General features: G+C 54.6%; 16 protein-coding genes. 7 read left to right on the top strand and 9 right to left on the bottom strand.

The window, feature by feature from the left end; translation table 11 throughout:
* The first annotated feature begins 41 nt into the window (after positions 1–41).
* From ACT3IC_RS05335 to tilS, 3 genes are all read left to right on the top strand, one after another.
* Positions 42–2180, top strand: a complete 2139-nt coding sequence (locus ACT3IC_RS05335; protein ID WP_103178347.1) for a lysine decarboxylase LdcC — start codon at positions 42–44, stop codon at positions 2178–2180.
* Between the two features lie 59 nt (positions 2181–2239).
* Positions 2240–2629 carry a VOC family protein gene (locus tag ACT3IC_RS05330; protein ID WP_103178348.1) on the top strand — a complete coding sequence of 130 codons (390 nt, stop codon included), beginning with the start codon at positions 2240–2242 and terminating at the stop codon, positions 2627–2629.
* 62 nt (positions 2630–2691) lie between these two features.
* Positions 2692–3984, top strand: a complete 1293-nt coding sequence (tilS, locus tag ACT3IC_RS05325) for a tRNA lysidine(34) synthetase TilS (protein ID WP_473476591.1) — start codon at positions 2692–2694, stop codon at positions 3982–3984.
* A gap of 28 nt (positions 3985–4012) precedes the next feature.
* Here the strand turns inward: tilS and rof are convergent, their stop codons facing one another.
* Both rof and ACT3IC_RS05315 read right to left on the bottom strand, forming a co-directional pair.
* Positions 4013–4273 (bottom strand): Rho-binding antiterminator, encoded by a 261-nt coding sequence (rof, locus tag ACT3IC_RS05320; RefSeq protein ID WP_103178350.1) that lies wholly within the window; start codon positions 4271–4273, stop codon positions 4013–4015.
* Positions 4260–4460, bottom strand: a complete 201-nt coding sequence (locus ACT3IC_RS05315; protein WP_103178351.1) for a YaeP family protein — start codon at positions 4458–4460, stop codon at positions 4260–4262. Before ACT3IC_RS05315 ends, rof begins: the two co-directional genes overlap by 14 nt.
* Before the next feature lie 198 nt (positions 4461–4658).
* Here ACT3IC_RS05315 and ACT3IC_RS05310 point away from each other — a divergent pair, with 198 nt between their 5' ends.
* From ACT3IC_RS05310 to nlpE, 3 genes are read left to right on the top strand one after another with little or no spacing between them, the layout of a single operon-like run.
* Positions 4659–5204: a YaeQ family protein gene (locus ACT3IC_RS05310; RefSeq protein WP_473476587.1), complete on the top strand. Its 546-nt coding sequence runs from the start codon at positions 4659–4661 to the stop codon at positions 5202–5204.
* Positions 5201–5623, top strand: coding sequence for an alternative ribosome rescue aminoacyl-tRNA hydrolase ArfB (arfB, locus tag ACT3IC_RS05305; protein WP_159339962.1), 423 nt, complete (start codon positions 5201–5203; stop codon positions 5621–5623). The genes ACT3IC_RS05310 and arfB overlap by 4 nt, the downstream gene beginning before the upstream one ends.
* 34 nt (positions 5624–5657) lie before the next feature.
* Positions 5658–6356 (top strand): envelope stress response activation lipoprotein NlpE, encoded by a 699-nt coding sequence (gene nlpE / locus ACT3IC_RS05300; RefSeq protein WP_156653939.1) that lies wholly within the window; start codon positions 5658–5660, stop codon positions 6354–6356.
* 34 nt (positions 6357–6390) lie between these two features.
* Here the strand turns inward: nlpE and ACT3IC_RS05295 are convergent, their stop codons facing one another.
* The 7 genes from ACT3IC_RS05295 to metN all read right to left on the bottom strand — a co-directional run bounded on the left by ACT3IC_RS05295 (position 6391) and on the right by metN (position 12850).
* Complete coding sequence (locus tag ACT3IC_RS05295; RefSeq protein WP_263951323.1) at positions 6391–7215, bottom strand: YaeF family permuted papain-like enzyme; 825 nt, start codon at positions 7213–7215, stop codon at positions 6391–6393.
* Between the two features lie 56 nt (positions 7216–7271).
* Positions 7272–8990, bottom strand: coding sequence for a proline--tRNA ligase (gene proS, locus ACT3IC_RS05290; protein ID WP_103178356.1), 1719 nt, complete (start codon positions 8988–8990; stop codon positions 7272–7274).
* A gap of 111 nt (positions 8991–9101) precedes the next feature.
* Positions 9102–9809, bottom strand: coding sequence for a tRNA (N6-threonylcarbamoyladenosine(37)-N6)-methyltransferase TrmO (tsaA, locus tag ACT3IC_RS05285; RefSeq protein ID WP_103178357.1), 708 nt, complete (start codon positions 9807–9809; stop codon positions 9102–9104).
* Complete coding sequence (gene rcsF, locus ACT3IC_RS05280; protein ID WP_103178358.1) at positions 9806–10210, bottom strand: Rcs stress response system protein RcsF; 405 nt, start codon at positions 10208–10210, stop codon at positions 9806–9808. Before rcsF ends, tsaA begins: the two co-directional genes overlap by 4 nt.
* Before the next feature lie 107 nt (positions 10211–10317).
* Positions 10318–11133, bottom strand: a complete 816-nt coding sequence (metQ, locus tag ACT3IC_RS05275; RefSeq protein ID WP_039030286.1) for a methionine ABC transporter substrate-binding lipoprotein MetQ — start codon at positions 11131–11133, stop codon at positions 10318–10320.
* Positions 11134–11172: 39 nt separating this feature from the next.
* Complete coding sequence (locus ACT3IC_RS05270; protein ID WP_039030285.1) at positions 11173–11826, bottom strand: methionine ABC transporter permease MetI; 654 nt, start codon at positions 11824–11826, stop codon at positions 11173–11175.
* A complete protein-coding gene (gene metN / locus ACT3IC_RS05265; RefSeq protein WP_103178359.1) occupies positions 11819–12850 on the bottom strand; it encodes a methionine ABC transporter ATP-binding protein MetN in 1032 nt (343 codons plus the stop codon). Before metN ends, ACT3IC_RS05270 begins: the two co-directional genes overlap by 8 nt.
* Positions 12851–13037: 187 nt before the next feature.
* On the opposite strand from metN, the gene gmhB reads away from it, so the two are divergent.
* Entirely contained in the window at positions 13038–13604 is a 567-nt protein-coding gene (gmhB, locus tag ACT3IC_RS05260; protein WP_473476579.1) for a D-glycero-beta-D-manno-heptose 1,7-bisphosphate 7-phosphatase, read from the top strand.
* The last annotated feature ends 85 nt before the right edge of the window (positions 13605–13689 follow it).

Here is a 13689-nt window from a genome sequence, read left to right as displayed (position 1 = left end):
CCTCAACTATGCTTAGCTAATGTTTTTTAAGGAGGTAAACCGTGAACATCATTGCCATTATGGGGCCGCACGGCGTCTTTTATAAAGACGAACCCATCAAGGAGCTGGAGCAGGCGCTGGCATCGCGCGGGTTTCAACTAATCTGGCCGCAGAACAGCGCCGATCTACTGAAGTTTATTGAACATAACCCCCGTATCTGCGGCGTCATCTTCGACTGGGACGAGTACGATATGGAGTTGTGCGGCGACATCAACCAACTCAATGAATACCTGCCGCTCTACGCCTTTATCAATACCCACTCCACGATGGATATCAGCGCCCAGGATATGCGCATGGCGCTGTGGTTCTTCGAGTACTCGCTGGGGGTGGCCGAGGATATCGCTACCCGCATTCAGCAATATACCGGCGAGTACCTCGATACCATAACCCCGCCGTTTACCCGCGCCCTTTTCACCTACGTAAAAGAGGGGAAGTACACCTTCTGTACCCCCGGTCATATGGCGGGAACCGCGTATCAGAAAAGCCCGGTGGGCTGTCTGTTCTATGACTTCTTTGGCGGGAACACCCTGAAGGCGGATGTGTCGATCTCGGTGACGGAGCTGGGATCGCTGCTGGATCATACCGGCCCGCATCTCGAAGCTGAAGAGTATATCGCCCGTACATTCGGTGCCGAGCAGAGCTATATGGTGACCAACGGCACCTCGACGTCGAACAAGATCGTTGGCATGTACGCCGCGCCGGGCGGCAGCACTTTACTGATCGACCGCAACTGCCATAAATCTCTGGCGCACCTGCTGATGATGAGTGACGTGGTGCCGCTCTGGCTGTCGCCGACCCGCAACGCGCTGGGCATTCTGGGCGGGATCCCGCGCCGGGAATTTTCTCATGCGGCAATAGAGCGCAAAGTGGCAGCCGTGCCGGGCGCAAGCTGGCCGGTTCACGCGGTGATCACCAACTCCACCTACGACGGCCTGCTGTACAACACCAACTGGGTGAAACAGACCCTCGATGTGCCCTCCATCCATTTTGATTCTGCCTGGGTCCCCTATACCAATTTCCATCCCATCTATGCCGGAAAGAGCGGGATGAGCGGTGAACGCCTGCCGGGTAAAGTGTTCTTCGAAACCCAGTCCACGCACAAAATGCTGGCTGCGTTTTCTCAGGCTTCGCTGATTCACATTAAGGGCGAGTACGATGAAGATACCTTCAACGAAGCCTTTATGATGCACACCACCACATCGCCCAGCTATCCGCTGGTGGCCTCCATTGAAACTGCGGCAGCGATGCTGCGTGGTAATCCCGGTAAGCGCCTGATCAACCGCTCCGTTGAGCGCGCCCTGCACTTCCGCAAAGAGGTTCAGCGCCTTAAAGATGAAGCCGACGGCTGGTTCTTCGATATCTGGCAGCCGGACGACATTGACGAAGCTGAATGCTGGCCGGTGGCGCCGGGCGAGAGCTGGCATGGTTTCCGCGATGCCGATGAGGATCATATGTTCCTCGATCCGGTCAAAGTCACCATTCTGACGCCAGGTATGGACGAGCAGGGAGTGATGAGTGAAGAGGGGATCCCGGCGGCGCTGGTAGCGAAATTCCTCGACGAGCGCGGCGTGGTGGTCGAAAAAACCGGGCCGTACAATCTGCTTTTCCTGTTCAGTATCGGTATCGACAAAACCCGGGCGATGGGTTTGCTGCGCGGATTGATGGAGTTTAAGCGCGCCTACGATCTGAATTTGCGGGTCAAGAACATGCTGCCGGATCTCTATGCCGAAGATCCCGACTTCTACCGCAACATGCGTATTCAGGATCTGGCTAAAGGCATTCACAAGCTCATTCGTCAGCACGACTTGCCGCGACTGATGCTGCAGGCGTTTGATGTCCTGCCAGAAATGAAGCTCACCCCGCATCACGCCTGGCAGCGTCAGGTGAAGGGGGAGGTAGAGACGGTCGATCTGGAGGATCTGGTTGGCCGGGTGTCGGCCAATATGATCCTCCCTTATCCTCCTGGTGTGCCGCTGCTTATGCCCGGTGAGATGATCACCGAGAAGAGCAGGGCGGTTCTCGATTTCCTGTTAATGCTCTGCTCGATTGGCCGCCACTATCCCGGCTTTGAAACCGACATCCACGGTGCCAAACGGGATGAAAACGGCATCTATCGGGTACGGGTCTTAAAAGCGTCATGACCCCTTGCACGGCAAGGGGGTTCGGATATAACGTTCAGGCACACCAATAAGGAGAGGCTATGCTGGGTTTAAAGCAGGTTCATCACATTGCAATCATTGCCACCGACTATGCCGCCAGTAAGGCGTTTTACTGCGATACGCTGGGATTTACCCTGCAAAGTGAGTTTTACCGCGAAGAGCGTGATTCCTGGAAAGGCGACCTGGCGCTGAATGGTCAGTATGTCATTGAGCTCTTTTCGTTCCCCTTCCCGCCGGCGCGTCCGTCCCGGCCCGAAGCCTGCGGTTTACGTCATCTGGCGTTCAGTGTGGATGACATTGACCAGGCGGTAGAGCATCTTGAATCCCACGGTGTTAAGTGCGAAGCCATCCGTATCGATCCCTTCACCGGAAAGCGCTTCACCTTTTTCAACGATCCTGATGGCCTGCCGCTGGAGCTCTACCAGCAGTAACGCTTGCCTCGCCAGGGAATGCCCGGTAACGTGCCGGGCACCTTTCTGGATAAATGACGACGATGACCACAGCCGACCTTCAGCAAGCTCTTCACCCGTACCGCCGACTGCTGGTGGGCTTTAGTGGTGGCCTGGATTCCACGGTATTGCTGCATCAGCTAATGCTGTGGCGGGAACAGGAGCCGGACCTTGAGCTGCGCGCTATCCATATTCACCATGGCCTGAGCCCCCACGCCGACAGCTGGGTCGCCCATTGCCAGCACCTGTGCCAGCAGTGGAATATCCCGCTGATCGTGGCGCGGGTAACGCTGGCGGAGGAGGGGCTGGGGCTGGAGGCGCAGGCGCGTAAAGCGCGTTATGCCGCCTTTCGTGAGGCCCTGTTACCGGATGAAGCGCTGGTCACGGCGCAACATCTGGACGATCAGTGTGAAACTTTTCTGCTGGCGCTAAAGCGCGGCAGTGGCCCGGCGGGGCTGTCGGCCATGCCCGCGCGGGCGCGTTTTGCCGGTACCGAACAAATTCGTCCCCTCATTGGTGAAACGCGAGACTCGCTGCTGGCCTGGGCGCAGCGTTGGGATCTGCGCTGGATTGAGGATGAAAGCAACCAGGACGACAGCTATGACCGCAATTTTTTGCGTCTGCGCGTCCTGCCGCTGCTGGCAGAGCGTTGGCCGCATTTTGCTCAGGCCACCTCCCGCAGCGCCACGCTGTGCGCGGAGCAGGAGCACCTGCTGGATGAACTGCTGGCAGACGAGCTTTCAACATTAGTCTCCCCAGACGGGGCGCTGGCTATCGCGCCGCTACAGGCGATGAGTGCGGTACGCCGGGCCGCGTTGCTGCGCCGATGGCTGGCGCTGCACGGGGCGTTAATGCCGTCACGCGACATGCTTAATCGCATCTGGGATGAGGTGGTGCTGGCCCGGGAAGACGCGGCACCGCGGCTGCGTTCCGGCGAAGGTGAAATTCGTCGCTTTCGCGGTCAGCTATGGTGGGTGAAAGTCCACGCCTCGCTGGCCGATCGGGTTATCGACTGGCCGTTGCTGGAGCGGCCCCTCTCTCTGCCGGAAGGGCTGGGTACGCTTCATCTCAAGACGGGGCGCGCTCTTCGACTGCCGCGGGCAGATGAGCCCGTGACGGTGCGCTTTCGCGCCAGCGGTACGCTGCACATTGTCGGGCGAAACGGCGGACGCAAGATCAAAAAAATCTGGCAGGAACTTAACGTTGCCCCCTGGCGTCGGGACAGCACGCCGCTTCTATTCTACGGAGAAACGTTGGTGGCAGCGGCGGGGGTGTTTGTAACGCATGAAGGGGCGGCTGAAGCGGAGCGGGGCGTAGAGCTGGAGTGGAAAACGTAACGGGCAGCAGGCTGCCCGTTACACGGGATCAGGACTCGCTCACCACAACGGTGCCGATTTCGGGATGACTGAAGCTGGCTATTTTATCGAGACGCAGTTCGCGCGTTGCGCCGCCTTCTTCCACAACCAGATACTCCACGTTCTTACGGGAAACCAGATCGTTCGCCCTGGCCTTCAGCACTTCGCCATCTTTTAACGCCAGCGTAAGAAGCAGGTGATGCTGGCAGGCGAGTTCGAGATTGTCGTAATCATCGCAGTTAATAGGTTGATAGGTATCATTCATTGACATAATCGCTCACCAGTAAATTCGCAGCAGCATATGCTGCTTTTTCTCTGACCGATTCTGAAAGCGTGTCATCCGACGCCATTTCATTCAGAACTTTCAATACACAGCCCAACGCATCGGGGATATACCCCAGATCGCCGCTGGCAATCTCCGCATACCGTTTGCGAATTAGCTCACAATAATTATCCACATCCCCTCCTGCCAGCGCACTGACTTTACTGTGAGATACCATTAAGCCTACGAAGATAAACTCGGTTTAGCAAGGTGACTATACCATACTCATTTAAGCAATATCAGCAGGTTGATGTCGCAGACATTCTCAAGCCTGTAACAGCCTTTTGGCGGAGATTTCGCTACAATGCGCACCTGATTCGAAAGGAGTTCTCTCATGGCGCTTAAAGCGACAATTTACAAAGCCGCGGTCAATGTGGCGGATTTAGACCGCAATCAGTTTCTGGATACGACCTTGACGCTAGCGCGTCATCCCTCCGAAACGCAAGAGCGCATGATGCTGCGCCTGCTGGCGTGGATTAAGTACGCCAATGAGCGCCTGCAATTTACCCGCGGGTTAAGCGCGGAAGACGAGCCGGAAGCCTGGCTGCTCAACGATCATCTGGGTATCGATCTCTGGATTGAGCTGGGCCTGCCGGATGAGCGTCGCATCAAGAAAGCCTGCACGCAATCTGCTGAAGTGGCGCTCTTTACCTACAACAGCCGCGCAGCGGAGATCTGGTGGCAGCAGAACAAGAATAAGTGCGCCCAGTTTGCCAACCTGTCTGTCTGGTATCTGGATGATGATCAACTGGCTAAGCTGAGCGCATTTGCCGGTCGAACCATGATTCTGCAGGCAACCATTCAGGATGGCGCCATCTGGCTGTCGGATGCTGAGAATAATCTGGAAATTCATCCGGAAGCCTGGCAGTCCCGTTCATGATCGTAGTCTCCCGAACCGTCGCCCTGCCCGATCATGAAGTGGAGATCACCGCGATCCGCGCCCAGGGAGCAGGGGGCCAGCATGTGAACAAAACCTCAACGGCTATTCATCTGCGCTTTGACATTCGGGCATCCAGCCTGCCAGAGTATTATAAAGAGCGCCTGCTCGCCGCCAGCCATCATCTGATCACCTCTGACGGCATGATTATTATCAAGGCGCAGGAGTACCGCAGCCAGGAGATGAACCGGGAAGCCGCGCTTGCCCGGCTGGTGGCGGTAATACAAGAGTTAACGGCAGTGCAAAAAAGCCGGCGGGCAACCCGCCCGACACGCGCATCGAAAGAGCGCCGTCTGGCTTCTAAATCACAAAAATCGACCGTCAAAGCACTGCGTGGCAAAGTTCGAGGCCCCCAGGATTAACGGGGAGCAGGCGGGTTGAGAAAAGGAATCTGATGTGAAAACAGCAATATTTTCAGTGGTGGCTGCAGGCGCGCTGGCCATCCTGATGGGATGTCATAACCGGGCAGAGGTGCAGGCGCTGGAGCCAGCCCATGAAGAGGCGCTAAAACCGATGCAGCAGAGCTGGCGGGGCGTTTTACCCTGCGCCGACTGCGAAGGTATCGAAACCTCACTGTTTCTGGAAAAAGATGGCACCTGGGTAATGAACCAACATTATCAGGGGGCAAAGGCGCCTTCCTCTTTCGCCAGCTATGGCAGCTGGGCGCGAACAGCGGATAAGCTGGTGCTGACGGACACGCAGGGCGAAAAGCACTATTTCCGGGCGAAAGGCGAAGGGCTGGAGATGCTCGATCGGGAAGGAAATCCGATCGAGTCGCAGTTTAACTACACCCTGGCGCCCGTTAACGCTGCCCTGCCATCAACACCAATGGCGATGCGCGGCATGTATTTCTATATGGCTGATGCGGCGAGCTTCACCGACTGTGCCACCGGCAAAAAGGTGAGCGTAGCGAATAACGCGCAGCTGGAGCGGGATTACGCGGCGGCGCGCGGAAATGATACTAAACCGGTGCTGCTCACCGTGAACGGGCATTTTACTCTTGAGGCCAACCCGGACAGTGGTCAAAGCGTTAAAACGCTGATAGTCGATAAAGATGCAGCCTTCCAGGCTGGCAAAGATTGTCAGTCTCGTTGAGAAGCTGGGCCGGAGGGGGTTGCCGGCCCAATTATCAGGGCCTGAGTCCTACAAAGCGACGCGTTTTGATGTAAATTCCGGGTTTGAGATGGCCAATGTACCGTAGCTCTGTTTCAGGTTTATAGGTGGAGATATCGCCTTCACGCATATGCATCAAATCGGCAGGGCTTATCCAGCCTGATTCTGCCATCGTCAGCGGGTGACCCGCTTTCAGGAAGGCATCGCTAACAAATTCCGAACAAAACCACGCCTTTTTTTCATCTTCGCTTGTTCTGCTTAATTGTGCAGTGGCAAAGCCGCTAACGCACTGCTGGCGAAAAGTTTCTGAGAAGGGATTCAGCGAACATAACTGTTTTGTCACCATGAAGGGAACAAACTCAATAATTCCCCGATAGTTATAGCGGCTATGTTGCGCCTGTTCGGCAAATACTTTAATGGTTGCCGCTTGCTCGGGTGTCAGGTTGGGCACCCTTAAAGCGAATAATTTGTCGCTGTGCTGCATGGCATCTTCCAGGCTTATAATTTGCACCCCGTTGCCTGTCGCTTCTGCCACATCATGATTGCCGAGATAAACTGCAACGTGACTGACGGAAGAGGTACTGAGCAGGCGAATGCCAAGGGACGTAATCCCGATGCTGGATGAGAAGAGAAGATCGCCAGCTTTAAGCTCTTTTTCGGTGATTTCGAGCAGCTTTTTTTCTGAAAGAGAACTCTGGCGCTGCAGTTTGATTGCCCATTTTTTCGACTGAGCCTCTACTGCATTTGCTGCGCTTTCCTGTCTGCTGACATCAAGCGTACAGCCGGAAAATAAAAAGAGAGAGGGAACGAGCAGGCGATGCAACGCCCTGTGCATTTTCATATCTTTTACAATCCTTGTAAAAAAAGAGGCCCTGAAAATCAGGGCCTCTTACGACATCAACCTTTGATGTTTTTGATTAAATACTCAAGCACGTCACCGGTTTTAATCATCTGCTTCTCACCGTTACGACGATACTTATACTCGATTTCGTCATTATCGAGGTTACGATCGCCGATCACGATGGTGTGCGGAATGCCGATCAGTTCCATATCCGCAAACATCACGCCTGGGCGCTCTTTACGATCGTCCATCAGCACTTCGATACCCTGCGCACGCAGCTCGCTGTAGAGTTTTTCCGCCAGCTCCTGCACACGGTAGGACTTATGCATGTTCATTGGCAGGATCGCCACCTGGAACGGAGCGATGTTGTCCGGCCAGACGATGCCACGCTCGTCGTAGTTCTGCTCGATAGCGGCAGCAACCACACGGGTTACACCAATACCGTAGCAGCCCATGGTCAGGACCTGGTTGCGGCCATCTTCACCCTGAACGGCGGCGTTCAGCGCGCGGGAGTATTTATCACCCAGCTGGAAGATATGACCGACTTCGATACCGCGTTTGATCATCAGGGTGCCGTTGCCGTCCGGGCTTGGATCGCCTGCCACCACGTTACGAATATCCGCCACTTCTGGCGTCGCGACGTCGCGATCCCAGTTAATGCCGAAATAGTGTTTGCCGTCGATGTTCGCGCCAGCGGAGAAGTCGCTCATCGCGGCGACCGTGCGGTCAACCACAACAGGAACAGGCATATTCACCGGACCCAGAGAACCTGGACCCGCGTTGACGACGGCGCGAATTTCCGCTTCCGTTGCGAAGGTTAACGGGCTTGCAACCTGTGGCAGCTTCTCGGCTTTCACTTCGTTCAACTCGTGATCGCCACGGACCAGCAGAGCAACCAGCGGGTAGGCGCTGCCTTCGGTGGATTTCACCAGCAGGGTTTTGACCGTTTTTTCGATCGGCAGATTGAACTGCTCAACCAGCTCGGCGATGGTTTTCGCGTTTGGTGTATCAACCAGCTTCATCTCTTCGGTTGCCGCAGCACGTGGCGCTTTTGGCGCCAGAGCTTCTGCAAACTCAATGTTCGCGGCGTAATCAGAGGAGTCAGAGAAGATCACATCGTCTTCACCGCTCTGTGCCAGTACCTGGAACTCATGGGATGCGCTACCGCCGATAGAACCGGTATCAGCCTGAACGGCGCGGAAATCCAGCCCCATGCGGGAGAAGATTTTGCTGTACGCTTCGTACATCTTGTCATAGGTCTCCTGCAGCGATTCCTGAGAAGTGTGGAAAGAGTAAGCATCTTTCATCAGGAATTCGCGAGAGCGCATGACGCCAAAACGTGGACGCACTTCATCACGGAATTTGGTCTGGATCTGGAAGAAGTTCAGCGGCAACTGCTTGTATGAGCTCAGCTCGTTGCGGATCAGATCGGTAATGACCTCTTCATGCGTTGGGCCGAGAACGAATGGACGATCGCCACGATCGGCAATACGCAGCAGTTCCGGACCATACTGCTCCCAGCGACCACTCTCCTGCCACAGTTCAGAGGGCTGAACTACCGGCATTAACACCTCGATAGCACCGGCGTTATTCATCTCTTCACGCACGATGTTTTCGACTTTTTTCAGGACGCGCACGCCGGTCGGCAACCAGGTGTATAACCCGGAGGCCAGCTTGCGGATCATCCCGGCGCGCAGCATCAGCTGGTGGCTGATCACCTCGGCGTCGGCAGGTGTCTCCTTCAGAGTGGAGAGCAGATATTGGCTAGTACGCATGTTGTTACGGTTCCATTTCGAAGAGTGGAACAGGCTGACCGGCAGCCTGACACAAAAAAAGTGGTTTAGTTTACCAGTGTGGCAAAGATGCCAAAAGAGAAGAGGATAAAATTACTGCGGCTCGAGGGCAAACACTTCAAAGCCCGCCGCGGTAACGCGCCAGCGAACGTTAAAATCCAGCAACAGGACGGCGTAGGTTTTCCCTGCCTCTTCCTCTTTACGGTAGGCCGGACGGGGATCCTGGGCCAGCACGTCGATGATAAATTCCCGCAGTCGAGGATAGCGCTTCTCCAGCTGGATCAACTGGGGGGTGAGCGCATCGGTAAACCAGACCGGCGTATCTGCCTGGGGGGCCTGCTGGGCGTAGCTGGCACGCGCATCCGGCAAGGCTTCTGCAAAGGGCAGGTAAGGTTTGATATCCACTACGGGCGTACCGTCCACCAGATCCAGGCTGCCAAGCTCCAGAATCACCTGATCCTTCTGGCAGCGAATGCCTTTCAGTTCGATGAGCGACATACCGACAGGGTTTGGACGAAAGGTCGAGCGCGTGGCAAACACTCCCATTCGGGCGTTACCGCCGAGACGAGGTGGGCGCACGGTAGGGCGCCAGCCGCCAGCCATGGTCTGATGAAAGATAAACAGCACCCACAGGTGGCTGAACGCTTCCAGTCCGCGCACGGCATCGGCCTGATTATAGGGCGCGAGCAAGTGAAGTTCGCCGCTACAGCTTTTCACCAGACCAGGCTGGCGTGGCACGGCAAACTTCTCTTTATAGGGTGAGCGAATAACGCCTATCTGCTCGAACTGGAATGCACTCATTTCGCCGAGACGTTAAGGGCAGAACCTACGCAAACGGCCTGACGATAGCAGCCAGGTGTGCCGCTGGTAACTTCGCAGCTGTGCAGCAGAACCGCATTGGCCTTCATTTTAGAGGCATTGATCTGCATGCGTTTACGTGCAGTAGGGATATTTGGAGGAGAATCCTGGTTGGTGGCCTGGCAAGATTCGCCCGAGACTTCACCCAGATCGCGGAACGGTTTACCCACTAAATCTTCAGCCTTGGTATAGATTCTGACCGGCGCAGGACGTGGTGCTTTTGGCTTTTCAGGCTCCACTTTCGGCGGGGTTGCTGTGCTTTTAACAGGTTCAACAGGAGATCTGCTTAGCATAGAACAACCGCTCAGCATCAGTGCTAAAAGACAGATCGGTAAAGCACGCATATTGTTTCCTCAATGAATAATCAAATCGTCAGATATTGAATCAGTTGCCTGCATAAATGACAAGACGGGCTTACGCCCGTCCTGAATGATATTACACAAAGGTAAGATTACCAGCCTTTAACTGCACCACCGTTAAAGACTTTGTTTGCTTCCTGGTAAACTTCATCAGACTGGTAAGCCTGGACGAACTTCTTCACGTTTTCCGCATCTTTGTTATCTTCGCGGGTAACGATCAGGTTAACGTACGGAGAGTCTTTATCTTCCACGAAGATACCGTCTTTCGCTGGCGTCAGGTTAATCTGGCTGGCGTAAGTGGTGTTGATAACCGCCAGGGCGATCTGCGCATCATCCAGAGAACGTGGCAGCTGTGGCGCTTCCAGCTCAACAATTTTCAGGTTTTTTGGATTCTCGGTCACGTCCAGAACGGTCGGCAGCAGGCCAACACCATCTTTCAGTTTAATCAGACCCACTTTCTGCAGCAGCAGCAGGGAACGGCCAAGGTTGGTTGGATCGTTAGGTACTGCTACCTGAGAACCGTCCTGCAGTTCTTCTAATGATTTGATTTTTTTGGAGTAGCCCGCGATTGGGTAAACGAAAGTATTGCCCACCGCAACCAGCTTGTAGCCACGATCTTTGATCTGCTGATCCAGGTACGGTTTGTGCTGGAAGGCGTTAGCATCGATATCGCCTTTGCTCAGCGCTTCGTTAGGCAGTACATAATCGTTAAACGTCACCAGCTCCACGTCCAGGCCATACTTCTCTTTCGCCACTTTCGCTGCCGTCTCTGCAACCTGCTGCTCCGCACCGACGATAACACCCACTTTGATGTGGTTTGGATCTTTTTCGTCCTGGCCACAACCTACCAGTGCCAGAGAGCCGATCAGCGCGCCTACCGCAGCAAAGGTCTTAAATTTAAACGCCATGTTTTTATCCTTAACTCGTCGAGTTTGTGTTGTGTAACGTTATTTGTGCGTAACAGCCCGGACGATGCGATCGCCAGAGAATTGAATGAGATAAACCAGTACAACCAGCAGAACCAGCACGGTATTCATAACGGTAGCATTGTAGCCAATGTAACCATACTGATAGCCGATCTGTCCCAGACCGCCGGCGCCTACCGCACCACCCATCGCTGAGTAACCCACCAGAGTAATGAGCGTGATGGTGGCCGCGTTGACCAGACCTGGTAATGCTTCTGGCAGTAAGACCTTGCGAACGATCTGCATCGGCGTCGCACCCATGGCGCGGGACGCTTCAATCAGGCCCGATGGGATCTCTAACAGCGCGTTCTCAACCATACGGGCGATAAACGGTGCCGCGCCCACGGTCAGGGGGACGATGGCAGCCTGCAGGCCAATGGACGTGCCCACAATAACGCGAGTGAAGGGGATCATCCATACCAACAGAATGATGAAGGGAATGGAACGGAAGATGTTCACCAGCGCGGAGAGCGTGCGGTAAAGTTTTGCGTTCTCAATTATCTGGCCCGGACGGGTAACGTACAGCAGCACGCCCACCGGCAGACCAATGACAAAACCGAAGAAGCCCGATACGAAGGTCATCGCCAGCGTTTCCCATACGCCGCGTGCCAGCAACCACATCATTGCCTCAGACATAACCCAGTACCTCAACTTTTACATGATGCTCTTGCAGCCAGGCGATCGCCGCCTGCGTATCTTCTTGCGTACCGTGCATTTCAGTCAGCATGATGCCGAACTTCACGCCACCGGCGTAATCCATCTGCGCGCTAATAATGTTGTTGTTCACATTGAAGCGGCGGGCAGTTTCTGACAGCAGCGGGGCATCCACTGACTTGCCGGTAAACTCCATCCGCAGCATTGGAACGCTGTTTGCTTCTGGTTGTGCCTTTAAACGTGCCAGATAGTCTTCCGGAATATCCAGATGCAGCGTGGCCTGAATAAACTGCTGCGCCAGTGGGGTTTTCGGATGCGAGAACACTTCGCTGACGGTGTCTTGTTCAATCAGTTCACCCTGGCTTATCACCGCCACACAGTCGCAGATGCGCTTAACCACATCCATCTCGTGCGTAATAAGGAGGATGGTCAGCCCCAGGCGACGGTTAATGTCCTTTAAGAGCTCCAGAATCGAGCGGGTCGTTGCCGGATCCAGGGCGCTGGTGGCTTCGTCACAGAGCAATACTTTAGGATTACTGGCCAGCGCACGCGCAATCGCCACGCGCTGTTTTTGTCCGCCGGACAAGTTGGCCGGGAAGGTGTCGTGCTTCTCGCTCAGACCGACCAGATCCAGCAGTTCGGTGACGCGACGTTTGATTTCGTCTTTGGGCGTGTTATCCAGCTCCAGCGGCAGGGCAACGTTGCCAAACACGGTGCGCGAAGAGAGCAGGTTAAAGTGCTGGAAGATCATGCCAATCTGGCGGCGGGCTTTAGTCAGTTCTGCTTCTGAAAGCGTAGTCAGTTCCGTACCATCAACCTGAACGTGGCCTTCAGTCGGGCGTTCAAGCAGGTTAACGCAACGAATGAGCGTACTTTTACCTGCACCTGAGGCGCCAATGACGCCATAAATCTGTCCAGCCGGAACATGCAGGCTAACGTTGTTCAACGCCTGAATGGTACGGTTCCCTTGCTGGAACACTTTGGTGATATTCGAAAGTTTAATCATTAGATTATTTTTATCGTATGTAAGTTAGCCGTGGCATTTTCTGCTGCCTGATACGGGCGATGACCGTCAACAAAACGGATGTTAAGGCATCCAGACGTCTAAATCAATCCAACTCTGCGCGATGAGCACTTTCTTGCGCAGTGAAACATGAGATACTACGCAGACATCCCTATTCAGGAGCAAACCGGTGGCAAAATCAGTACCCGCAATTTTTCTCGATCGTGACGGCACAATTAATGTCGATCATGGTTATGTGCATGAGATAGACGAATTTGAATTCATCGATGGCGTTATTGAAGCCATGCGTGAATTAAAAGAGATGGGATTTGCGCTGGTGATCGTCACCAACCAGTCAGGTATCGCGCGCGGTAAATTCACCGAAGCACAGTTTGAGACCTTAACGGAATGGATGGACTGGTCACTGGCGGATCGCGGCGTTGATCTGGACGGTATCTATTATTGTCCGCATCACCCACAGGGGACCGTAGACGAGTATCGCCAGACCTGTGATTGCCGAAAACCACACCCGGGTATGCTCACTTCCGCACAAGAGTTCCTTCATATAGATATGAGCGCTTCATATATGGTGGGCGATAAACTGGAAGATATGCAGGCAGCTGCCGCGGCAGGCGTGGGTCATAAAATTCTGGTGCGTACTGGCAAGCCTGTCACGCCTGAAGCGGAAAATGCAGCGGATTGCGTGATTAACAGCCTGGCAGTGCTGCCGGAAACCATCAAAAAGCAGCAAAAATAGGCGTTGTGGCGAAAAGGTGAGCGGTTGAAATAAAATTGTCTTTTTCCGCTTGTCAGCGCCGAAGAACTCCCTATAATGCGCCTCC

The organism is Leclercia sp. GHBNCSD, from assembly GCF_055805075.1.
This window is presented reverse-complemented; position numbering and strand designations above follow the sequence as displayed.